General features: G+C 43.9%; 31 protein-coding genes. 28 read left to right on the top strand and 3 right to left on the bottom strand.

What is annotated here, in order from left to right; translation table 11 throughout:
• The first annotated feature begins 29 nt into the window (after positions 1 to 29).
• The 23 genes from LOR49_RS15270 to rpsI all read left to right on the top strand — a co-directional run bounded on the left by LOR49_RS15270 (position 30) and on the right by rpsI (position 13186).
• Entirely contained in the window at positions 30 to 215 is a 186-nt protein-coding gene (locus LOR49_RS15270) for a type Z 30S ribosomal protein S14 (protein WP_240377797.1), read from the top strand.
• A 29-nt stretch (positions 216 to 244) separates the two neighbouring features.
• Positions 245 to 643, top strand: coding sequence for a 30S ribosomal protein S8 (gene rpsH, locus LOR49_RS15265; protein WP_240377795.1), 399 nt, complete (start codon positions 245 to 247; stop codon positions 641 to 643).
• 29 nt (positions 644 to 672) lie between these two features.
• Positions 673 to 1209, top strand: a complete 537-nt coding sequence (gene rplF / locus LOR49_RS15260) for a 50S ribosomal protein L6 (RefSeq protein WP_240377793.1) — start codon at positions 673 to 675, stop codon at positions 1207 to 1209.
• 38 nt (positions 1210 to 1247) lie between these two features.
• On the top strand, positions 1248 to 1610 hold the full coding sequence (gene rplR / locus LOR49_RS15255) for a 50S ribosomal protein L18 (RefSeq protein ID WP_240377791.1): 363 nt from the start codon (positions 1248 to 1250) through the stop codon (positions 1608 to 1610).
• Positions 1611 to 1628: 18 nt separating this feature from the next.
• Entirely contained in the window at positions 1629 to 2129 is a 501-nt protein-coding gene (rpsE, locus tag LOR49_RS15250) for a 30S ribosomal protein S5 (protein ID WP_240377789.1), read from the top strand.
• 13 nt (positions 2130 to 2142) lie between these two features.
• Positions 2143 to 2331 (top strand): 50S ribosomal protein L30, encoded by a 189-nt coding sequence (rpmD, locus tag LOR49_RS15245; protein WP_240377786.1) that lies wholly within the window; start codon positions 2143 to 2145, stop codon positions 2329 to 2331.
• Positions 2332 to 2361: 30 nt separating this feature from the next.
• Complete coding sequence (rplO, locus tag LOR49_RS15240) at positions 2362 to 2802, top strand: 50S ribosomal protein L15 (protein ID WP_240377784.1); 441 nt, start codon at positions 2362 to 2364, stop codon at positions 2800 to 2802.
• A complete protein-coding gene (secY, locus tag LOR49_RS15235; protein WP_240377782.1) occupies positions 2802 to 4091 on the top strand; it encodes a preprotein translocase subunit SecY in 1290 nt (429 codons plus the stop codon). Before rplO ends, secY begins: the two co-directional genes overlap by 1 nt.
• A 67-nt stretch (positions 4092 to 4158) precedes the next feature.
• The gene (locus LOR49_RS15230) at positions 4159 to 4812 is read left to right on the top strand and encodes an adenylate kinase (RefSeq protein WP_240377780.1); all 654 of its coding nucleotides are present in this window, start codon (positions 4159 to 4161) and stop codon (positions 4810 to 4812) included.
• Positions 4809 to 5555 (top strand): type I methionyl aminopeptidase, encoded by a 747-nt coding sequence (gene map, locus LOR49_RS15225; RefSeq protein ID WP_240377778.1) that lies wholly within the window; start codon positions 4809 to 4811, stop codon positions 5553 to 5555. The genes LOR49_RS15230 and map overlap by 4 nt, the downstream gene beginning before the upstream one ends.
• A 16-nt stretch (positions 5556 to 5571) precedes the next feature.
• Positions 5572 to 5880, top strand: coding sequence for a KOW domain-containing RNA-binding protein (locus LOR49_RS15220; protein ID WP_240377776.1), 309 nt, complete (start codon positions 5572 to 5574; stop codon positions 5878 to 5880).
• A gap of 4 nt (positions 5881 to 5884) precedes the next feature.
• Complete coding sequence (infA, locus tag LOR49_RS15215; protein WP_091663629.1) at positions 5885 to 6103, top strand: translation initiation factor IF-1; 219 nt, start codon at positions 5885 to 5887, stop codon at positions 6101 to 6103.
• A 79-nt stretch (positions 6104 to 6182) separates the two neighbouring features.
• A complete protein-coding gene (gene rpmJ / locus LOR49_RS15210) occupies positions 6183 to 6296 on the top strand; it encodes a 50S ribosomal protein L36 (protein WP_240377774.1) in 114 nt (37 codons plus the stop codon).
• Between the two features lie 22 nt (positions 6297 to 6318).
• Positions 6319 to 6684, top strand: coding sequence for a 30S ribosomal protein S13 (gene rpsM, locus LOR49_RS15205; RefSeq protein ID WP_240377772.1), 366 nt, complete (start codon positions 6319 to 6321; stop codon positions 6682 to 6684).
• A 22-nt stretch (positions 6685 to 6706) separates the two neighbouring features.
• Positions 6707 to 7105 carry a 30S ribosomal protein S11 gene (gene rpsK / locus LOR49_RS15200; RefSeq protein ID WP_240377770.1) on the top strand — a complete coding sequence of 133 codons (399 nt, stop codon included), beginning with the start codon at positions 6707 to 6709 and terminating at the stop codon, positions 7103 to 7105.
• A 190-nt stretch (positions 7106 to 7295) separates the two neighbouring features.
• Complete coding sequence (locus LOR49_RS15195) at positions 7296 to 8240, top strand: DNA-directed RNA polymerase subunit alpha (protein ID WP_240377768.1); 945 nt, start codon at positions 7296 to 7298, stop codon at positions 8238 to 8240.
• A gap of 37 nt (positions 8241 to 8277) precedes the next feature.
• Entirely contained in the window at positions 8278 to 8643 is a 366-nt protein-coding gene (gene rplQ, locus LOR49_RS15190; protein ID WP_240377766.1) for a 50S ribosomal protein L17, read from the top strand.
• A gap of 184 nt (positions 8644 to 8827) precedes the next feature.
• Positions 8828 to 9643, top strand: a complete 816-nt coding sequence (locus tag LOR49_RS15185) for an energy-coupling factor transporter ATPase (RefSeq protein WP_240377764.1) — start codon at positions 8828 to 8830, stop codon at positions 9641 to 9643.
• Positions 9640 to 10509, top strand: coding sequence for an energy-coupling factor transporter ATPase (locus LOR49_RS15180; protein WP_240377762.1), 870 nt, complete (start codon positions 9640 to 9642; stop codon positions 10507 to 10509). Before LOR49_RS15185 ends, LOR49_RS15180 begins: the two co-directional genes overlap by 4 nt.
• Entirely contained in the window at positions 10509 to 11306 is a 798-nt protein-coding gene (locus LOR49_RS15175) for an energy-coupling factor transporter transmembrane component T family protein (protein ID WP_240377857.1), read from the top strand. Before LOR49_RS15180 ends, LOR49_RS15175 begins: the two co-directional genes overlap by 1 nt.
• 11 nt (positions 11307 to 11317) lie before the next feature.
• Complete coding sequence (gene truA / locus LOR49_RS15170) at positions 11318 to 12061, top strand: tRNA pseudouridine(38-40) synthase TruA (RefSeq protein WP_240377761.1); 744 nt, start codon at positions 11318 to 11320, stop codon at positions 12059 to 12061.
• A 274-nt stretch (positions 12062 to 12335) separates the two neighbouring features.
• On the top strand, positions 12336 to 12773 hold the full coding sequence (rplM, locus tag LOR49_RS15165) for a 50S ribosomal protein L13 (RefSeq protein WP_240377759.1): 438 nt from the start codon (positions 12336 to 12338) through the stop codon (positions 12771 to 12773).
• 20 nt (positions 12774 to 12793) lie between these two features.
• Entirely contained in the window at positions 12794 to 13186 is a 393-nt protein-coding gene (rpsI, locus tag LOR49_RS15160) for a 30S ribosomal protein S9 (RefSeq protein ID WP_240377757.1), read from the top strand.
• A 100-nt stretch (positions 13187 to 13286) separates the two neighbouring features.
• Here rpsI and LOR49_RS15155 read toward each other — a convergent pair whose 3' ends face one another.
• On the bottom strand, positions 13287 to 14549 hold the full coding sequence (locus tag LOR49_RS15155; protein ID WP_240377755.1) for a CYP152 family fatty-acid peroxygenase CypC: 1263 nt from the start codon (positions 14547 to 14549) through the stop codon (positions 13287 to 13289).
• A 177-nt stretch (positions 14550 to 14726) separates the two neighbouring features.
• Between LOR49_RS15155 and LOR49_RS15150 the strand changes: the two genes are divergently transcribed.
• From LOR49_RS15150 to LOR49_RS15140, 3 genes are all read left to right on the top strand, one after another.
• Positions 14727 to 15164, top strand: a complete 438-nt coding sequence (locus LOR49_RS15150; protein WP_240377753.1) for a DUF2521 family protein — start codon at positions 14727 to 14729, stop codon at positions 15162 to 15164.
• A gap of 67 nt (positions 15165 to 15231) precedes the next feature.
• Positions 15232 to 15942 carry an N-acetylmuramoyl-L-alanine amidase CwlD gene (cwlD, locus tag LOR49_RS15145; protein WP_240377750.1) on the top strand — a complete coding sequence of 237 codons (711 nt, stop codon included), beginning with the start codon at positions 15232 to 15234 and terminating at the stop codon, positions 15940 to 15942.
• 82 nt (positions 15943 to 16024) lie between these two features.
• On the top strand, positions 16025 to 17074 hold the full coding sequence (locus LOR49_RS15140) for an Mrp/NBP35 family ATP-binding protein (RefSeq protein ID WP_240377749.1): 1050 nt from the start codon (positions 16025 to 16027) through the stop codon (positions 17072 to 17074).
• A 36-nt stretch (positions 17075 to 17110) separates the two neighbouring features.
• Here the strand turns inward: LOR49_RS15140 and gerD are convergent, their stop codons facing one another.
• Positions 17111 to 17710: a spore germination lipoprotein GerD gene (gene gerD / locus LOR49_RS15135; RefSeq protein WP_240377747.1), complete on the bottom strand. Its 600-nt coding sequence runs from the start codon at positions 17708 to 17710 to the stop codon at positions 17111 to 17113.
• A gap of 164 nt (positions 17711 to 17874) precedes the next feature.
• Between gerD and LOR49_RS15130 the strand changes: the two genes are divergently transcribed.
• Complete coding sequence (locus tag LOR49_RS15130; protein WP_240377746.1) at positions 17875 to 18498, top strand: KinB-signaling pathway activation protein; 624 nt, start codon at positions 17875 to 17877, stop codon at positions 18496 to 18498.
• A gap of 28 nt (positions 18499 to 18526) precedes the next feature.
• Here the strand turns inward: LOR49_RS15130 and pdaB are convergent, their stop codons facing one another.
• Positions 18527 to 19288: a polysaccharide deacetylase family sporulation protein PdaB gene (gene pdaB, locus LOR49_RS15125; RefSeq protein WP_240377744.1), complete on the bottom strand. Its 762-nt coding sequence runs from the start codon at positions 19286 to 19288 to the stop codon at positions 18527 to 18529.
• A 96-nt stretch (positions 19289 to 19384) separates the two neighbouring features.
• On the opposite strand from pdaB, the gene LOR49_RS15120 reads away from it, so the two are divergent.
• Entirely contained in the window at positions 19385 to 19603 is a 219-nt protein-coding gene (locus LOR49_RS15120) for a hypothetical protein (RefSeq protein ID WP_240377741.1), read from the top strand.
• Positions 19604 to 19850: the final 247 nt, after the last annotated feature.

The following is a 19850-nucleotide window of genomic DNA, read 5'->3' as shown; positions in this document are numbered from 1 at the left end:
AATAGATTTACAAGGAGGGAATACAGACCTTGGCAAAAAAATCAATGATCGCCAAACAGCAACGTCCTCAAAAATTTAAAGTGCGTGAGTATACTCGTTGTGAACGTTGCGGGCGTCCTCATTCCGTAATCCGTAAATTTAAACTTTGCCGGATTTGTTTCCGTGAACTTGCACATAAAGGACAAATTCCAGGCGTTAAAAAAGCCAGCTGGTAACCCTGAGTTAGGGAAGGAGGTAAATCAACATGGTCGTGACTGATCCAATTGCAGATATGCTGACTCGTATTCGGAACGCAAATACTGTTCGTCATGAGAAACTAGAACTTCCTGCTTCTAATCTTAAAAAAGAATTAGCAGAAATTCTTAAAAAAGAAGGCTTTATTCGTGACGTAGAAAGTATTGATGATAATAAACAAGGCATTATCCGTATTTTCCTTAAGTACGGTGTTGATAATGAACGTGTCATTACTGGTTTGAAACGTATCAGCAAGCCAGGTTTGCGTGTTTACGCGCGAGCTGATGAACTGCCACGAGTACTAGGCGGACTCGGTATTGCTGTTATCTCAACATCAAAGGGTGTTATGACAGATAAAGAAGCACGTAAACAGCAAGTTGGCGGCGAAGTACTCGCCTATATCTGGTAAGAAACGTGCAAGAATGGAGGTGCAAATAAATGTCTCGTATTGGTTTAAAACCTATTGAAATTCCAAAAGATGTTACTGTAACAATGGACGGTACAACTGTTACAGTTAAAGGACCTAAAGGTGAGCTGCAAAGAGATCTTCACCCAGCCATCAAGGTAAACATTGGTGAAAGTGAAATCACTTTTGAAAGACCATCTGACCATAAAGAACACCGTTCCCTTCACGGTACAACAAGAAGTGTTGTTTTTAACATGGTGGAAGGTGTTACAAAAGGTTTTGAAAAGACACTTGAACTAGTCGGTGTAGGTTACCGTGCTTCAAAGACCGGTAATAAATTGGTACTGAACGTCGGTTACTCTCATCCAGTGGAGTTTGAACCGGAAAATGGTCTTGAAATAGATGTTCCTTCCAATACCAAAGTAGTGGTAAAAGGGATAAACAAAGAACTAGTCGGTGCACTCGCATCCAACATTCGCGCTGTACGCACCCCTGAGCCGTATAAAGGCAAAGGAATTCGTTATGAAAATGAATATGTGCGCCGCAAAGTAGGTAAGACCGGTAAATAAAGCAACAAGAGGTTCGGTTACGAAAGGAGGAGCGTTTCATGACCACAAAGGCTACTAAATATGCGAAACGTAAAAAACGCCATTTAAGTATTCGCCGAAGTGTAGTAGGAACGCCGGAGCGTCCACGTTTGTGTGTATTCCGTTCAAACAAGCACACATACGCACAATTAATTGACGACGTAAAAGGTGAAACTATTGCATCTGCCTCTACAACGGAAAAAGACATGGACATTCAGCATGGCGGAAACATAGAGGCGGCAGCAAAAGTCGGTGAACTGCTGGCAAAGCGTGCATCTGAAAAAGGCCATGAGTCCGTTGTGTTTGACCGCGGAGGTTTCTTGTATCACGGAAGAATAAAGGCGTTAGCTGACGCAGCACGTGAAAACGGCCTGAAATTTTAAGTGTAAGGAGGGAAAAGAATGCAACCAATCGATGCTAGCAAGCTTGATGTAGAAGAAAGAGTAGTAGCTATCAATCGTGTGGCAAAAGTAGTAAAAGGCGGACGTCGCTTCCGCTTTGCAGCTATTGTAGTAGTAGGGGATCATAACGGCCATGTCGGACTCGGTATTGGAAAGGCATTGGAAGTTCCAGAAGCGATCCGTAAAGCAGTAGAGAACGGGAAGAAAAACATGGTGGAAGTACCAAGAGTCGGAACATCAATTCCTCATGAAATTGTTGGTCGCTATGGAGCTGGAAGAGTGTTATTGAAGCCGGCTGCAGAGGGTACTGGAGTTATCGCTGGCGGCCCTGTTCGTGCGGTACTCGAGCTTTCAGGAATTAATGATATTCTCTCTAAATCTCACGGTTCCAACAACCCAATTAACATGATTCGCGCTACTCTTCAAGGGCTTACAGATCTGAAAACCGCCGAAGAGGTCGCTAAGTTACGCGGTAAGAGCGTTGAAGAATTGTTAGGATAAGGAGGGATACGAGATGGCAAACAAAGTTGAAATTACCCTCAGACGTAGTCTTATAGGCCGTCCAGAAGATCAACGTGTCACTGTGAGAACACTGGGTCTTCGCAAAGTAAACCACAGCGTCGTTCAAGAAGATACACCCGCTGTTCGCGGCATGATCAACAAAGTATCACACTTGTTAACTGTTAAAGAATTAGATGCATAATGACACATTTATAAGATAGGAGGTGGCACCATGAAACTCCATGAATTAAAGCCTGCCAAAGGATCCGTTAAGGAGCGTAACCGTGTCGGACGCGGACCTGCTTCTGGGAACGGTAAAACATCCGGTCGTGGACAAAAAGGGCAGAAATCTCGTTCTGGCGGCGGTGTTCGACCAGGTTTTGAAGGTGGTCAAAACCCTATATACAAGAGATTGCCAAAACGGGGCTTCACTAATATTAACCGCAAAGAGTTTGCGATTGTAAACGTGGAAACGTTGAATCGTTTTGACGCAGGCGTGGAAGTAACTCCAGAACTTCTTTTAAAAGAAGGCGTCATCAGCAAACGTAAAGACGGCGTGAAAGTTTTAGGCAATGGGAATCTTGATAAAGAACTCACCGTGAAAGCGAACAAGTTCTCTCGTTCCGCAGTACAAGCGATTGAAGCGGCTGGAGGAAAAACAGAGGTGATCTAATGTTCCGCTCTATCCTCAACATTTTTCGCGTGAGTGACTTAAGAAACAAGATCTTTTTCACTCTCATGATGTTAGTTGTGTTTCGGATCGGAAGCTTTATTCCGATTCCCGGCTCTAACCGGGACGTCCTGAATTTTCAGGACCAGGCTAACGCGTTTGGATTTTTGAACACGTTCGGAGGAGGAGCGCTTTCAAACTACTCCATTTTTGCGATGGGGGTCATGCCTTACATCACAGCTTCGATCGTTGTACAATTGCTGCGAATGGATGTCGTTCCTAAATTTACAGAATGGGCTAAGCAAGGAGAGGCGGGGCGTCGTAAACTGGCACAGTTCACACGTTATTTCACCGTCATTCTTGCTTTTGTTCAAGGATTAGGGATGTCCATTGGTTTTAATAATTTATTTCCAGGATTAATTCCTGATCCTAGTATTCCAAAATATATATTTATCGCCCTCGTACTGACAGCCGGTACTTCTTTTCTCATGTGGCTTGGGGAACAGATTACAGTCAACGGTGTCGGTAACGGAATCTCGATTCTTATATTTGCCGGGATCGCAGCAGGAATTCCAAACGGTATTAACCAAATATATGCTACTCAAATTGAAGATGCGGATCAGCTTTTCATGGGGATTGTGACTATCCTTTTACTTGCAGTCGCAGTACTTGCTATTATTATAGGGGTAATCTTTGTCCAGCAAGCACTTCGGAAAGTTCCGATTCAGTATGCAAAGCGTCTTGTAGGCCGAAGTCCTGTAGGAGGGCAATCAACACACTTACCTTTGAAAGTTAACTCTGCAGGGGTTATCCCGGTTATCTTCGCTTTATCATTGTTTATATTCCCGCCAACGGTCGCCGGGTTCATTGGAGAAGATCAGCCTGTTGCGCGCTGGATTATCCAAAACTTTGATTACACACAGCCAGTCGGTGTAATTGTATACGCTGCTTTGATCATTGGGTTCACTTATTTTTATACGTTCGTCCAAGTTAACCCCGAACAGATGGCAGATAATCTCAAGAAACAAGGCGGTTATATTCCGGGGATTCGTCCAGGGAAAAATACCGAGACGTACATTCGGAGAATATTGTATCGTTTAACGTTTGTTGGGGCATTGTTTCTTACTGTTATTTCGATCATTCCAGTGTTCTTTACCACTCAGATGGGGCTGCCTCAGACGATTCAGATTGGCGGAACTGGTCTCTTGATTGTTGTCGGCGTTGCTCTGGATACGATGAAGCAGATTGAAAGCCAGTTAATTAAACGAAGCTATAAAGGGTTTATAAAATGAGGTATTGCATAAGACAGGCAAAAGCATTACCCTTCTTAGCTGAAATCGGAGCGATGGAGGAGATATCATGAATTTGATATTAATGGGGCTTCCTGGTGCCGGAAAAGGCACACAAGCTGCAGAGATTGTAAAAAAATACAATGTTCCGCACATTTCTACCGGGGACATGTTCCGTGCAGCCATCAAAGAGCAAACAGAGCTTGGCAAACAAGCAAAGTCGTTTATGGATGCAGGAGAACTAGTACCCGATGAAGTGACGATAGGTATCGTAAAGGAACGGCTAGCCAAGGATGATTGTAAACAAGGTTTTCTTCTTGATGGGTTTCCACGAACAGTTGCGCAAGCTCAAGCATTGGAGAATATTCTTTCCACTTTGGGCAAGACGCTTGATTATGTACTCAATATTGATGTTCCGCGAAAAAAACTTGAGGAGCGTCTTACCGGCCGGCGTGTTTCCCCGGTAACAGGAAGAACCTACCATGTCATTTACAATCCTCCTAAACAAGAAGGAATCTGTGATGTTGACGGAAGCAAGCTCATTCAACGAGACGACGACAAGCCAGAGACAGTTAAAAAACGCTTAGACGTAAATATTGCGCAACAGCAACCCCTTATTGATTTTTATGAAGAAAAAGGTTATCTTCGTAATATTAATGGGGATCAGGACATAAATGTTGTGTTCCAGGATATTGATGAACTGCTGAAAGGACTTCATGCATGATTATTTGTAAAACGGATCGCGAACTCGAGATAATGCGGGAAGCAGGAAGAATTGTGGCAAAAACACATCAAGCGCTGCAACCTCATATCCAACCAGGGGTTACAACAATGATGTTAAATGATATCGCAGATAAAACGATTCGCCAATTCGGGGCAACTCCATCATTTAAAGGCTATAATGGATTTACTGGCAGTGTCTGTGCGTCAGTAAATGAGGAATTGGTACATGGAATTCCGGGGGACCGTGTGTTAAAAGAGGGCGATATCATTTCCATAGATATCGGTGCTTATTACAACGGGTATCACGGTGATTCGGCATGGACATACCCTGTCGGAAACATTGCGAAGGAAGATCAACGCCTGTTGGATGTCACGGAAGAATCTTTGTACAAAGGATTGAAAGAGGCTAAGCCAAAAGGACGTTTATCCGATATTTCGCATGCTATTCAGACGTATGTCGAACCGCACGGGTTTTCTATTGTTCGTGAGTATGTAGGACACGGTGTCGGTCAAGAATTACATGAAGACCCGCAAATCCCTCATTTCGGTCCTCCAGGAAAAGGTCCGCGCTTGAAGCCGGGGATGGTATTGGCGATAGAGCCAATGGTTAACTATGGGGAGCGCTTCGTTCATACCCTCTCAGATAAATGGACGGTTGTAACGACTGACGGTAAAAATTGCGCTCACTTTGAGCATACCATTGCAATAACCAATACAGGCTATGAAATATTAACGGTGGTCTGAATAAAGGGGATACAAGATGATTGATCCTGAATCGGCGCCGGAAATCGGCCAGATTGTCCTTGTGAAGCGCGGACGGGAAGCCGGTAATCTTGCGGTGATCATTGGAATCATTGATCAGCGTTTTGTGCTGCTTGCCGATGGAGAAAGGCGCAAGTTTGATAACGCTAAAAAAAAGAACGTCAGCCATACAGTGCTTTTTTCTTGCGTTTCAGATGAGGTTAAGCGCAGTATTGAAGAAACCGGACGTGTTACCAATGCGAAAATCAGGCATGCTCTGCTCTCTTTTTCGCGAGAGCAGCCAGAATTACTGATGGAAGGAGAGTAAATCCATGGCCAAAGATGATGTTATTGAAATGGAAGGCACCGTTCTTGAGCCACTTCCCAATGCGATGTTTCGTGTTGAACTCGAAAATGGGCATAAGATTTTAGCTCACGTCTCTGGGAAGATTCGCATGCACTTTATTCGAATCCTTCCAGGAGATAAAGTGACGGTTGAAATTTCGCCTTATGACTTATCACGCGGGCGTATTACGTACCGCTATAAATAAACTGGAGTCTAAGATTTTGTCATTAGTCCGTATTACGTACTCTCGCATGTACTCCGTGCAGTTAAGGAGGTAAATGGACATGAAGGTAAGACCATCTGTCAAACCAATGTGTGAAAAATGTAAGGTCATTCGCCGCAAAGGTGCGGTAATGGTTATTTGTTCTAACCCTAAACACAAGCAAAGACAAGGATAAAATAGAAGGAGGTGCTCGATAAATGGCACGTATAGCAGGAGTGGACGTCCCTCGTGACAAGCGCATTGCGATTTCCCTAACTTATATTTTCGGGATCGGTAAATCTCGCGCTCTTGAGATTCTTCAGGAGGCAGATGTCAATGAAAATACTCGTGTTCGTGATTTGACTGAAGAGGAACTTGGAAGAATCCGTACTGTAGTAGGCAATTATACAGTAGAAGGCGATCTTCGCCGTGAAAAGTCTTTAAACATTAAGCGTTTGATTGAGATCGGCAGTTACCGTGGCATCCGTCACCGTCGTGGTCTGCCAGTAAGAGGTCAAAACACGAAAAATAATTCTCGTACCCGAAAAGGTCCGCGCCGGACAGTGGCGAACAAGAAAAAATAATCGTAAAGGAGGTTAGTGATCCATGGCTAAAACTAAAGGCAAAACAACTACTCGTAAACGCCGTCAGCGTAAGAATATAGAGTCAGGTGTGGCACACATTCGTTCCACATTTAATAACACAATTGTAACCATTACAGACACACAAGGAAATGCTCTATCTTGGGCAAGTGCAGGTGGACTGGGCTTTAAAGGTTCCCGTAAATCGACACCTTTTGCAGCACAAATGGCAGCAGAAACAGCCGCTAAAGCGGGTATGGAGCATGGTTTGAAAACAGTCGAAGTTGCTGTTAAAGGACCAGGAGCCGGCCGTGAAGCAGCTATACGTTCCTTGCAGGCTGCTGGACTTGAAGTCAGCGTTATCCGCGATGTGACCCCGGTGCCTCATAACGGCTGCCGTCCGCCAAAACGTCGCAGAGTTTAACCCGCAGGTGTATAGTTTTTCCTGAAATGTCAATAATGGGTAAGGCTATGCATGTGGACGGAACCCCCTTACGCATTGTTGACGAGTAAGGATTGGTAATGTGTCGGGAACTGCCAATGCAAATTTCCTGCTATGCGGAAAGAGTTCCGCTCACGGGATTTGGACGTTTTCAAGGAGGGTATACTGTAGAATGATCGAAATCGAAAAGCCCAATATCGAAACGGTTGAGTTAAGCGAGGACGTGAAGTACGGCAAGTTTGTCGTAGAACCGCTCGAACGCGGATATGGAACCACTTTAGGCAACTCCTTGCGTCGTATCCTTTTATCCTCCCTTCCAGGAGCAGCTGTGACGACTGTTCAAATCGATGGTGTACTCCATGAATTCTCAACTATTGAAGGTGTAGTAGAAGATGTGACAACCATCGTTTTGAGCTTGAAAAAATTAGCCCTTAAGATTTACTCCGATGAAGAGAAAGTTCTTGAGATTGATGCACAAGGTGAAGGTGTAGTTACCGCTAAAGATATTACGCACGATAGTGACGTGGATATCCTTAATCCGGATCTGCACATTGCCACTCTGAATAAAGGGGCTAACCTCCACATGCGCTTAACAGCAAAGCGTGGACGTGGTTATGTGCCTGCTGAGGGCAATAACAGTGATGACCTGCCGATTGGAGTGCTTCCTGTTGATTCTATTTATACACCTGTATCGCGTGTGAACTTTCAAGTCGAAAACACACGTGTCGGCCAAATTACCAACTATGACAGGTTGACACTGGATGTATGGACAGATGGGAGTATTCGGCCGGAGGAAGCTGTGTCACTAGGTGCTAAGATTATGAACGAACATCTGAATATTTTTGTTGGGCTTACTGACCAGGCACAAAAAGCAGAGATCATGGTTGAAAAAGAAGAGGACCAGAAAGAGAAAGTTCTAGAGATGACCATTGAAGAACTGGATCTCTCCGTGCGCTCGTATAATTGCTTGAAACGTGCTGGTATTAATACGGTGCAAGAGCTCACTCAAAAATCAGAAGAAGATATGATGAAAGTGCGGAACTTGGGCCGTAAGTCGCTCGAAGAAGTACAAGAGAAACTGGCTGAGCTTGATCTTGGTCTCCGCAAAGAAGAATAAACTTTTAGTAGTTTTGTGAAGAAGGAGGGGAGTATACATGTCTGCATATGCAAAGCTAGGACGCGATAGCTCCGCACGTAAAGCGTTGTTTCGTGACCTTGCCACAGACCTTATCATCAATGAACGCATCGAAACGACTGAAGCAAAAGCTAAAGAGCTGCGCTCCGTCGTGGAGAAAATGGTCACGTTAGGAAAACGCGGTGATTTGCATGCCCGACGCCAGGCTGCTCAGTTTATCCGCAAAGAAACAGCGGATGAAGAAAACGGTCAAGACGCGGTTCAAAAGTTGTTTGATGATATTGCACCTCGCTATGAAGATCGTCAAGGCGGTTACACACGAGTTCTGAAGTTGGGGCCGCGCCGCGGGGATGCTTCAGAAATGGCTATTATCGAATTCGTGTAAGCCTGCAGTGCTTCTATTTTATGTTGCACGTTGAGGCTTTACCTTATATTCTCACCAAAGGGCAGGACTATACCCGATACAGGGCAGACGTCTGAGCCCTTTTTTTCTTGTTGTGTTGTTTTTGTAAACTCACTATAATAGGGTTGTTAACGTTTAACGTGCTTTGCTGAAGGCAGGTGAGAAAATGAGGATTGTTTCACTTGAGGATGTCTCTTTTCGTTATAATGAGATGGACCAATGGATACTCCAAGAAATAAACGTTGCTATTCAACAGGCGGAATGGGTTTCGGTCCTCGGACCAAATGGTTCAGGGAAATCTACATTAGCACGTTTGTTAAATGGTCTGCTTCTTCCGGAAAAAGGGACTGTCTGGGTGGACGGGAATATTACTAGCAGTGAGGAAGGGCGGCAGATTATCCGCAGAAGTGCCGGGATGGTTTTTCAAAATCCGGATCATCAATTTGTAGCGCCTACAGTAAGAGACGATCTCGCATTTGGTATGGAAAATGCAGGGATAGACCGGGAAACAATGATCGCTCGAATCAACCAGGTGGCATGGCAAACAGGAGTAGAATCTTTTTTAGATGCGGAGCCTCACCGTCTGTCAGGGGGACAAAAGCAGCGCGCTGCTATTGCTGGGGCGCTCGTTTTACAACCCAAGCTTCTCCTATTAGATGAAGCTACCTCGATGCTGGATCCGAATGGACGGAAAGAAGTGCTCGCCACTGTTCAAGGGCTTAACAGAGAAGAGGGAATTACCATTGTGTCCATTACTCATGATCTCCGTGAAGCGTTCTTAGCGGACCGCATTTTGTATCTGGAAAAAGGCAAGCTTATCCAAGATATTCCGGCAGATCAATTATTACACCAGCTTTCGTGGCTGGAAGAAAAGGATGTCCCACTTCCTTATGAATTTGCCTTACTCGAGATACTTCGTTCGAGAGACAGTAAGCATGCAACTGTTGTGGAAAAATACATACGGAAGGGCCTCGCACTATGAAAGTAGTTTTTGAGCGTGTCAGTCACTCCTATATGACTAAAACTCCTTTTGAGAAACAGGCTTTAAAAAAGGTATCCACTGTTTTTGAAGGGGGTAAAGTTACCGCGGTTATTGGACAGACAGGATCCGGTAAATCCACACTTGTCCAACACATTAATGGTCTTCTCCGCCCTGCGGCGGGGAAGATAATAATAGGCAATCGCGAAATAACTCCTAAAACGAAAAGCAAAACATTAAAAGAGCTTCGCCAACAGGTTGGGATGGTCTTCCAATACCCGGAACATCAACTATTTGAAGAAACGGTAGAAAAGGATTTATTATTTGGACCAAGAAATGCTGGTTTTCCGGAGGCAGAAACAAAAAGAAAATTACCCGAATTGCTCAAGCGCGTGGGACTTAACGATACGTTTCTCTCCCGTTCTCCGTTTGAATTAAGCGGTGGACAAATGCGAAGAGTGGCGCTTGCAGGTATTCTTGCGATGGATCCGGAAGTGTTAATCTTGGATGAACCAACGGCAGGACTTGATCCTCAGGGTAAGAAAGAGATCGTAACATTATTAAAAGTTTGGCAGCAGCAGACAAAAAGAACGATGATATTGATTACGCACAATATGGAAGAAGCTGCTGAACTTGCGGATGATATACGGGTTATGGAAGCGGGGGAGATTGTGTTAGAAGGAATTACCGAGGACATTTTCACACGAGATAAGGAGCTTTCGGCGCTGAATCTGGATGTGCCGGACAGAGTGAAGATACTAAAATTCCTAAGCACAGCTGTTTCCGTGACCTTTACGAATTGTTTCTTGCCGGCAGAGAGAGCAGCCGATGAATTGGAAGCGACGCCAAAGCAGAGAGGGCTGCCATGATGTTTAAGCATATTATTATCGGCCAGTATCTCCCAGGCCAGTCGTTTTTACACCGAATGGATGCCAGAGCCAAGCTTGCTGCTGTTTTTCTCTTAATCATTGTTCTTTTCCTAGTTCATACGTGGAAAGGATACGGGCTTGCAGTCATAGGAGCATGCGGGCTTTTTTTCCTGGCAGGAGTTCCTTTTCGTTACATCCGAAAAGGGATGTATCCGATCTTGATATTTGTTGTCTTCAGTTTTCTTCTGCACGCGTTTTTCACTCAAGAAGGAGATATTCTTGTCTCAGTTGGTGTTTTAACTATTTACACTGGCGGGCTTGAAAAAGGGGTATTTATTTCACTGAGGCTGCTCTTACTAGTGTTTGTGACATCGCTTTTAACTTTAACAACGAGCCCGGTCGATTTGACGGATGCGTTGGAACGAATCCTGACTCCTTTAAAACGGCTGGGTGTTCCCGCTCATGAAATCGCGCTGATGATGTCGATTGCCATTCGTTTTATTCCAACGCTTCTTCAGGAGACCGAGAAAATTATCAAGGCCCAAACCGCACGTGGTGCCGATTTTGGAAAAGGGTCATTAACAGCCAGGGCTCAGGCCTTCGTTTCTTTATTGGTTCCATTGTTTGTACGAGCCTTTAAGCGAGCTGAGGATCTTGCTATTGCAATGGAGGCGCGGGGTTATGACGGGGGCAGGGGACGCACAAAATTCAGGCAATTAACGTGGCAGGCTAAGGACAGCGCCGCGTGTATCGTAATCGTAATATTTGGGATCGCGATGGTTATCTTTCAAGGATAGGGGGAGTAAGAGTGCATCGAGTCAAAGCGATCGTCAGTTATGACGGTACTGATTTTTCAGGATGGCAGAAGCAGCCTGGTAAACGGACAGTACAGGATGAAGTGGAGAAGGCGCTAACAAAAGTTCATAAAGGAGGCCCTTCGTCTGTAACAGCATCGGGACGAACGGATTCCTCTGTTCATGCTCTGGCTCAAGTCTTCCACTTTGATACGGGGTTAACCATTCCTGAGGAAAAGTGGCCAAAAGCACTGAACAGCCATTTACCGGAAGATGTACAGATTACTGCAGCCGCTTATGTCGATGAAGACTTTCACGCCCGTTTTGATGCGGTTGAAAAAGAGTACCGTTACCGAGTGCTGCATGCTAAGCAGAAGGATATCTTCCGCCGCAGGCATACTTTTTTTTACCCCTATCCTCTCCAGATAGAAGAGATGAAAAAAGCAGTCCGTTTTATTGTCGGAACGCATGACTTTTCTTCCTTTTGCGCTGCGGGGACAGATGTGAAAGATATGGTGCGGACCGTCTACAAGGCGGAGATTCTTGAAATAGAGGATGAAATACATTTTATCTTTCGCGGGGATGGCTTTTTATATAATATGGTTCGGATTATGGTAGGAACTTTACTGGAGGTAGGGAAAGGTGTAAAAAGCGCAGAGGCGATCCCGGAAATTATCGGAGCACGAAAAAGAGCAGCTGCCGGGAAAACTGCACCCGGACACGGACTTTACTTATGGGAAGTTGTCTATAATGAATGACAGAGGGCACTGTCAGCGTCCGCCCAGAGCGATTGGAAGTCGTGTAGATGTGTAAAAGCAAAGTGTTGAAAGTATTGTCCTCATAACCATTGAGAGAAAAACTTGATACATACGGAAGTGTACTTTTTATTGACATCCTTCCCGTGCTGTTATATGATATTACTTGGCATTTCACGTCCCACTAGCCCCGGGAACGGAAATGATGAACGTAAATTGTGAATGTAATGAAAAAGATAGATACAATGGAAAGATACATGAATTAGGAGGGACACTCATGCGTACAACCTACATGGCTAAGCCAAGCGAGATAGAGCGTAAATGGTTAGAAATCGATGCAGAGGGTCAGACACTAGGCCGTCTATCGAGTGAAGTAGCTGCTATTCTGCGTGGCAAACATAAGCCTCAATATACACCTCACTTGGACACAGGTGATAACGTTATTATCGTAAATGCTGAGAAAATTAAACTGACTGGAAACAAGCTTCAAGACAAAATGTATTATCGTCACAGCGGTTATGCAGGCGGTATGAAAGAAACACGTGCTTCTGAAATGCTTGCGAAAAAGCCAGAGCAAGTTATTGAACTTGCTGTTAAAGGGATGCTTCCTAAAGGCCCGCTTGGACGCCAGCAAGCTAAGAAATTACACGTATACGCAGGACCGGAGCATAAGCATCAAGCACAACAGCCTGAGAAGTACGAACTTCGCGGCTAATTTAGAAGGAGGGAATTAAGTTGGAACAAGTTCAATATTACGGCACCGGCCGTCGTAAAAACTCTGTCGCCCGTGTTTTCGTTGTACCTGGCGACGGTAAAATTACTATTAACGATCGTGATATCGATGAATACTTTAACTTGGAAACATTAAAGCTTGTTGTCAAGCAACCTTTAAATGAAACTGGCACAGAAAGCCAGTACGATTTGAAAGTGACAGTAAAAGGCGGAGGATTTACCGGACAGGCAGGCGCCATTCGTCACGGTGTAGCACGTGCTCTGTTAGAAGCGGATCCTGATTTCCGTAAGCCGCTTAAAGAAGCTGGTTTCCTCACTCGTGATTCACGGATGAAGGAACGGAAGAAATATGGACTCAAATCTGCACGTCGTGCACCACAGTTCTCAAAACGTTAATAGGCGTGAAAAAAGCTCCTTTTCGATTATCGAAGAGGAGCCTTTTTTGTTACTTAAAAAACTTTTAAAGCTCTTCAAGAGGAAAGGAATTGGCGGTTTGTTATTCCGTTTTCGGTTGAACATTCGTCATGATAAACTTGCTTTTCGGAAGTGTTGGCATTCGGCTCATGCTGTAACGGAGGTCCTGAACAGGAACGTCATAGCGGATGTCGTTTACCAAAAAGCGCAGGCTCGCTTTCATTGCTTCTACGGTAGCCCATTCTCCGGGACAGCGGTGATTCGTATAGTAATCTCCGCCTCCTTGTGGAATCAGATCAAATAAGCCGCCGTTCCAATCCTTAAACCGATCTGGCTGAAATTCATTAGGGCGCTCCCACAGGCGCGGGTCGTGGTTTGTTCCGTACAGGTCAAGAAGCACTAATGTTCCTTTTTTAAAAGTGCGGTTATTCCAAATAAAGCCGCTGCGTACGCGTGCGCCCAAGAAAGGCCCGAATGGATAAAAGCGGCGCACTTCTTGAGCAAACCTGTAATACGCCTCATTGTCATCAGTTTTAAGCATCTCACGGCTCTCAGGGTGATCATGTAGGGCTAAGGCACTGAATGTTAGAAAGGTCGCAATCGCGGTAATTGGTCTTAATACATTAATTAATTCAACCGCTGCTTGTTGGGTAGAAAGGAAATGTCCATCTGTATCGCGATAAAAAGCCATTTTGTAAAGAGCGGAGTCTTCGGTCGTTCCTAATCGCCCGTCGCGAATATCGTTGATCACATTTCTAATCCAAGCTTCTGCTCGCTGGCGCGCGATTCGTCCTTGCCAGTGGCGCGGGCCGACAGCGCCAAATGCATCAATCATGTTGGAGAAATCACGTGCCCGCTCTGGAAGTTCTTCTTCTCGAATCGGAACGCCCGCCCAATCGCAAGCAGCTTGACAGAAAACTTGCTCTGCTTCATTAAAAAGAATGACATCCTTTTTGTTCTTCCACTCACCAACACGTGCTTGCCAATGAGCGTAAACAAGATTGTCAAGCATCGTAAGGCGATCCTCTGTCATGAGGGACATAAAAAGAAGCTTGCGATGTTCATGAGCCGATCCATCCATCGTTTGAATACCGTTAACACCGAATAAGGTTTTTTGGACTCGTTTTGGAGCAGCTTTTTTCCTTGTGAACCAAGCTTTGTCATAAAAAAACGCGGCAGCATCCTTCCCACTCATACAAAAAACCTTCTGGCCGAGCAGTCTTGTTTGAAAAATGTCTGACTGTAAATGACGACACCTGTGGGGAATGAAATAATACCCTTCCCGTAATACGTTTAACGTGTTATCCAATGATTTGTCTTGGGGGATAGAAGAATTCCAATCCATTCATCAGCGACTCCTTTTCATCTTGATTCTGTTTTACATCCTTCCCGTAAATGAAAGAAACGAATCTTTCAAATTTTTCCCAGTTTCGATGACACAAGCAATTGTACGCACTTGGTAAACAACAACTGTATGGCAGGAAACGAGACACACATACTACAACTGAAGGAGGGAAAAGAGATGGGGGTTGTTGTTGCCTTAGAACCACACCGCATTAAAAGGGAATGGGAAGAAGAAAAAAAACTGCTCGGCGAGATTAGTGTAAATGACATCCAGCTAACAGCGAAGGAGATATTTACACCTGTTTTTACTACTTTTCATTTTTCGTACTCCTTCTTAGAAGAAGCTTGTATGGATCTTGCCTTAGAGGCATTTTTATCGGGAGGAAAGTTCAGTAAGTTCGTGGAAAACAACTCCTTGCCGTTTCGGTATAAGCTGCGCGCAGTCGTTATTATCGGCGGTATTGCGAGTGAACTATACACCTTCATCAGCGGATGGGTAGAAGGACCACAAGCAGGCGATGAAGAAATTAAAGGTGCTGTCGAAGAGTATATAACCTTTTGGTGGAAAAAAGGCTTAGAGGCCGGGTACCGACGAAAACGACTCGGCTTACAATAAGAGAATATTCGGCCCGCTCCTTCATATAAATAGAAGAACAAGCATGGGAGCAAAGGAGCGGACCTGTATGAAAAAATGGCTTGGAATTGCCATTCTTCTCACAGTATTAGCAGTAATCGCCTTCATTATTCAATATAAGTATGTTACGGAAGGTTCCATGGGGAACTGGGATGTTCCGCTGTCAGGAAAAGTAATCATTTTGGACCCAGGTCACGGCGGGGTCGATGGTGGAGCCACAAGTAAAAGTGGTATTTTAGAAAAAGATATAGCCCTTAAAGTGAGCTTGCAGCTTCGAGATTATTTACAAGAAGCAGGGGCACTTGTTTTTATGACAAGAGAAGGGGATTATGACTTGTCGGATGATGACGTAAAAGGATACAGCAGGCGTAAAACAAAAGATTTGCATAAAAGAGCAGAGATCATTAATGAAAGCGGCGGAGATATGTTTGTGAGCCTGCATCTTAATGCAATTGCTGCCACCCAGTGGAGCGGGGCACAAACTTTTTACCATCCACGCGTTCCAGTAAATGAAATCACAGCAAAGTTAATTCAAGAGGAGTTACGTAACAACCTTGAAAATACAACGCGTGAAGCGAAGTCAATCAAGGATGTTTTTATCTTAGAGCAAGCTGATATTCCCGGGGTGCTTGTTGAAATAGGGTTCTTATCTAACCCAAACGAGGCTGCACAACTAGAGACTGACGATTACCAAAATAAAATTTCCTTCTCGATATACCGTGGGCTGCTTCGTTATTATGCAGACGAAAAAACAGAATAGAAGGTCTCACGTTTGAAAAAAGACACCATTTCAAGGTATGCTATACTAAGATTAATTATGTAGCGTGAGGACGGTGTACACATTGGTAACGGAAGAAAAATTGATTGAAACATTAAAGAAAATAAAAGATCCAGATCTTCAAAAGAATATCGTAGAAACTGGCGGTATTCGTGAGCTCAAGATAGACGGAGATAATGTCAGCATTAAAATTGCGCTTGCCCGCACTGGTACTGCGGAACAAATGCAGTTGCAACAGCAAGTAGTTAAAGAAGTGAAAGAAGCAGGGGCAGAGTCTGTCGGACTCCGTTTTGATACATTAACTAGTGAAGAAATTGAAAAAGCCGGAGGCACGAAAACGAAACAGCAGCCATCCCTTCTCTCCGAAGAAAATGATACAGAATTTATAGCAATAGCAAGCGGTAAAGGCGGGGTCGGAAAATCAACGGTAACAGTGAACGTTGCTGTTTCACTTGCCAGAATGGGTAAAAAAGTCGGAATTATCGATGCAGACATTTATGGATTCAGCATCCCGGACATGATGGGTATCGAAACGCGCCCAACCGTCAAAGATGAAAAAATTTATCCTGTTGAGCGATTTGGTGTGAAAGTAATCTCGATGGGCTTTTTTGTTGAAGATAATGCCCCTGTTGTATGGCGGGGACCGATGCTCGGCAAAATGCTGAACAACTTCTTCTCGGAAGTAGAGTGGGGAGAACTTGACTATTTGTTGTTGGACTTGCCTCCTGGGACGGGTGATGTAGCGCTGGATATCCATAGCACGCTCCCTGAATGTAAAGAAGTAATCGTAACAACCCCACACGCCACAGCAGCATTTGTAGCAGCCCGGGCTGGAGCTATGGCAATTAAAACAAACCATGAGATATTAGGCGTTGTTGAAAATATGTCGTATTTTGAAAGCAAAATTACCGGTGAGAAAGAATATGTTTTTGGTGAAGGCGGCGGAGAACGATTAGCGGAAGAATTGAAGACAGATTTGCTCGGACAAGTTCCTCTTGGCCAACCGGAGATCGATAAGGAAGACTTTGCACCATCTGTATATGCTGCTGACCATTCGATCGGTGAAATATATGCAGGTATTACGGAACATATTGTTAAGAAGACAGGGAAATAAGCAGATAAGGCACGGCAGTTCAACTGCCGTGCCTTTTTAAGATTTTGACTCTTCTTCTTGCTTTTGTTTGTCGTCCTCTTTTTTCATTTGTTTTTCTGCCACTTGTTCTAAAACTTTGCTTATTTTGGCTGTGAAATGTGGACTCTCAAAAGCCTCTGTCATAATGGTTATGACTTGCTGACGGTATTCTTTGCTTTTTAATAACTCCAATGTCGCTTTTTCCATTTCTGGATCTTTCATCACATCCATGAGCATTGCTTGATATTCTGGATCTTTCATTAGTCCCTTAAGCATTTTTTCATTTTCTTTCTGCATGCTCTCTGCAAATGCTTTTGTAAACTCGGGGTCTTGCATTACTTCCTGCCAAAATTTTTTTCCTTTCTCGGATGTTAGGGTATTGGTGATTGTTTTTTTTATGACGGCTTGGTCCATGATGATTTTTTCTTTCATTGACTCATCACTTAAAATGTCCCGAATTGCCTGCTTACCGTCATCGGATTTCAGCAGATCTATCAGCAATTTCTTGGTATCTTCGTAATCCCCTTTAGATGCCCCTTCCTTCTCCGCTTGGGCAGCGCATCCGAACAAAAAGCTCATACTTAATAAAACGGCGAAAAGTACCTTTACATAACGCATAATTGGAAATGAGCTCCTTTCCAGTCTCGTCTTCTACTTAATTATATTGTGCAGGTATCGTGAAAAATTATGCACAACGATGAGCATGTGTAGCTTTTTGTAGTGTAGATTGGTAAAATCGGTACGGTAGGGTTTATGACGTTTGGTGAGGAGCGCGATTTGCTTTGAATGCTAGAAAGCTTGTGTATTTATTTTTCTCGACATTGTTAGTAGGTTCAGTATGCGGCACCATCATCGCCGTATCACTAGACACAGAGACGTATTTTAGCCGTGGATTTCTCAATTTCCTGTTTGGAACTATCTGGATGTTTGGTATCTGTGCAGCGATAAGTTTAATTGCACAAATGGGTTATTTTGCCTATCTGACTGTACACCGGTTGGCCCTCGGTTTATTTCGCTCCGTGCGGTTGTGGAACGGGGTTCAAGTGGTGTTAGTGCTGTTTGTATTATTTGATTTGATTTACTTGCGATATATCGCTTTCGCTTCTGATGAGGAAACGTTATGGGGGTACATGATCACGCCGGTTTTGCTGTTGATATACTCGCTTGCCATTGCGTATTGGAAACGGAAAGAGACGAATCGGCAAACTTTTATTCCTGCGCTGTTTTTCATGTTTGTCGTTACCGTTATTGAGTGGGTCCCCGCGTTGACGGTGGAGACTGTAAATGAAACGAAATGGCTTTGGATTTATCTTGCTCCGCTTTTAGCAGCAAATACATGGCAGCTGCTCCTGCTTCACCGCTTGACTGGCACGCCGCAAAATAAAGAAACAGCAGCCAAGCACTAAGGACTGGCTGCTGTCTCCATTAAAGAAACTATTCTATGTCCTCTACGTTTCCTTCTGCTTGTGAAATTAACTCTTCTAATTCCACAAATTCATAGCCGTCTTCCTGAAGCTTATCAATAATGACAGGTAATGCTTCTCCGGTCTGTTTAGCCGAATCAGAGGCATGAAGGAGAAGAACGTCTCCAGGCTTTACCTCTTTCGTAACATTTTTTACAATGTTATCCACGCCGGGATTTTGTAAATCACTTCCCCCTGCACTCCAATGGATGACCGAATAACCAAAACGGCTAATTAATTCTAAGACATCTTTATTAAAATCACCATGAGGGGGACGGAAATATTTGACGTCTTCTTGTGTAACATCTTTAATTTTTTTATGACTTAAATTCAAATCCCTAATAATTTCTTTTTCTTCCAAACGCGGGTAATGCTCGTAACGGAAACCGTGATTACCAATCGTATGTCCATCTTTCATAATCTCTTCCACAATATCCGGATGACGCTCAGCCCAGGCCCCAGAAATAAAAAAGGCTGCCTTTATTTGTTTTTCTCGTAATGTCTCCAGTATCGGCAAAGCTCGTTCCTCTCCCCAACTTATATTAAACGTAACCGCTATTTTCTTTTCATCAATGTCCGCCCGGTAAAAAGCTGCAGGCCCCTCTTTCGTAGAAAAGACAGGCTTTAAGGATTGACTGAGTGAAATTCCCCCTGCTGTAAGAATAATTATGAGAATAAGAAACAAATAAAACATATTGCTTTTCCTGCGTATGATCCATACTTTTCTTGGCACAATCCGTCCTCCTCCCCGAATCCCTTAGTATATACTTATGCGGACAAGTACAAGATATGAGTGTTAACTCTAGTATAGAAAGAAGGCATCTTTATCATGATTGGCTTACTTATCAGTGAAAAAGAAGCACAAGAACTTAAATATGCATTAAAGAAAGAACTAGAGGAAATGCTAGTCGACTTGGAAGAAGAAAAAGAGGAAGAAACAGTCAGAAAAGTAATAAAAGAAAAATATAGAATTGTATTTGGCCTTTACCGACGAATAGCAGCTCCTGATGAAGCTGGTTCATTCAGAAATATGCTAAAGCATCAATAAGAGGGGCACTTCCTTACTTAGTAGACATTCACCTTTACCAACTAATATGAAAAAAAGGCCCGCGATAACAGTAATGTCTTCGAGAAAACAATTACAAAAAAACCTTGACTGTTTTATTGTTTGATGATAAATTATTAAATGCGCCTTTGAGAAAAGCACTTTTTCGACAGGGTGATTAAAAAAAATATTGACGTCCACCGTCAATGGTGTTATTATTAAAAAGTCGCCGAAATGAGCGGCGGAATGG

It is taken from the genome of Bacillus piscicola (assembly GCF_022458745.1).
GTDB classification, from domain to species: domain Bacteria; phylum Bacillota; class Bacilli; order Bacillales; family Marinococcaceae; genus Alteribacillus_A; species Alteribacillus_A piscicola.
This window is presented reverse-complemented; position numbering and strand designations above follow the sequence as displayed.

Excerpts from the sequence above, each read along its gene's own strand:
- rpsH (WP_240377795.1), top strand. The coding sequence starts at position 245 with ATGGTCGTGACTGATCCAATTGCAGATATGCTGACTCGTATTCGGAAC.
- rplF (WP_240377793.1), top strand. The coding sequence starts at position 673 with ATGTCTCGTATTGGTTTAAAACCTATTGAAATTCCAAAAGATGTTACT.
- rplR (WP_240377791.1), top strand. The coding sequence starts at position 1,248 with ATGACCACAAAGGCTACTAAATATGCGAAACGTAAAAAACGCCATTTA.
- rpsE (WP_240377789.1), top strand. The coding sequence starts at position 1,629 with ATGCAACCAATCGATGCTAGCAAGCTTGATGTAGAAGAAAGAGTAGTA.
- rpmD (WP_240377786.1), top strand. The coding sequence starts at position 2,143 with ATGGCAAACAAAGTTGAAATTACCCTCAGACGTAGTCTTATAGGCCGT.
- rplO (WP_240377784.1), top strand. The coding sequence starts at position 2,362 with ATGAAACTCCATGAATTAAAGCCTGCCAAAGGATCCGTTAAGGAGCGT.
- secY (WP_240377782.1), top strand. The coding sequence starts at position 2,802 with ATGTTCCGCTCTATCCTCAACATTTTTCGCGTGAGTGACTTAAGAAAC.
- LOR49_RS15230 (WP_240377780.1), top strand. The coding sequence starts at position 4,159 with ATGAATTTGATATTAATGGGGCTTCCTGGTGCCGGAAAAGGCACACAA.
- map (WP_240377778.1), top strand. The coding sequence starts at position 4,809 with ATGATTATTTGTAAAACGGATCGCGAACTCGAGATAATGCGGGAAGCA.
- LOR49_RS15220 (WP_240377776.1), top strand. The coding sequence starts at position 5,572 with ATGATTGATCCTGAATCGGCGCCGGAAATCGGCCAGATTGTCCTTGTG.
- infA (WP_091663629.1), top strand. The coding sequence starts at position 5,885 with ATGGCCAAAGATGATGTTATTGAAATGGAAGGCACCGTTCTTGAGCCA.
- rpmJ (WP_240377774.1), top strand. The coding sequence starts at position 6,183 with ATGAAGGTAAGACCATCTGTCAAACCAATGTGTGAAAAATGTAAGGTC.
- rpsM (WP_240377772.1), top strand. The coding sequence starts at position 6,319 with ATGGCACGTATAGCAGGAGTGGACGTCCCTCGTGACAAGCGCATTGCG.
- rpsK (WP_240377770.1), top strand. The coding sequence starts at position 6,707 with ATGGCTAAAACTAAAGGCAAAACAACTACTCGTAAACGCCGTCAGCGT.
- LOR49_RS15195 (WP_240377768.1), top strand. The coding sequence starts at position 7,296 with ATGATCGAAATCGAAAAGCCCAATATCGAAACGGTTGAGTTAAGCGAG.
- rplQ (WP_240377766.1), top strand. The coding sequence starts at position 8,278 with ATGTCTGCATATGCAAAGCTAGGACGCGATAGCTCCGCACGTAAAGCG.
- LOR49_RS15185 (WP_240377764.1), top strand. The coding sequence starts at position 8,828 with ATGAGGATTGTTTCACTTGAGGATGTCTCTTTTCGTTATAATGAGATG.
- LOR49_RS15180 (WP_240377762.1), top strand. The coding sequence starts at position 9,640 with ATGAAAGTAGTTTTTGAGCGTGTCAGTCACTCCTATATGACTAAAACT.
- LOR49_RS15175 (WP_240377857.1), top strand. The coding sequence starts at position 10,509 with ATGTTTAAGCATATTATTATCGGCCAGTATCTCCCAGGCCAGTCGTTT.
- rplM (WP_240377759.1), top strand. The coding sequence starts at position 12,336 with ATGCGTACAACCTACATGGCTAAGCCAAGCGAGATAGAGCGTAAATGG.
- LOR49_RS15155 (WP_240377755.1), bottom strand. The coding sequence starts at position 14,549 with ATGGATTGGAATTCTTCTATCCCCCAAGACAAATCATTGGATAACACG.
- LOR49_RS15150 (WP_240377753.1), top strand. The coding sequence starts at position 14,727 with ATGGGGGTTGTTGTTGCCTTAGAACCACACCGCATTAAAAGGGAATGG.
- cwlD (WP_240377750.1), top strand. The coding sequence starts at position 15,232 with ATGAAAAAATGGCTTGGAATTGCCATTCTTCTCACAGTATTAGCAGTA.
- gerD (WP_240377747.1), bottom strand. The coding sequence starts at position 17,710 with ATGCGTTATGTAAAGGTACTTTTCGCCGTTTTATTAAGTATGAGCTTT.
- LOR49_RS15120 (WP_240377741.1), top strand. The coding sequence starts at position 19,385 with ATGATTGGCTTACTTATCAGTGAAAAAGAAGCACAAGAACTTAAATAT.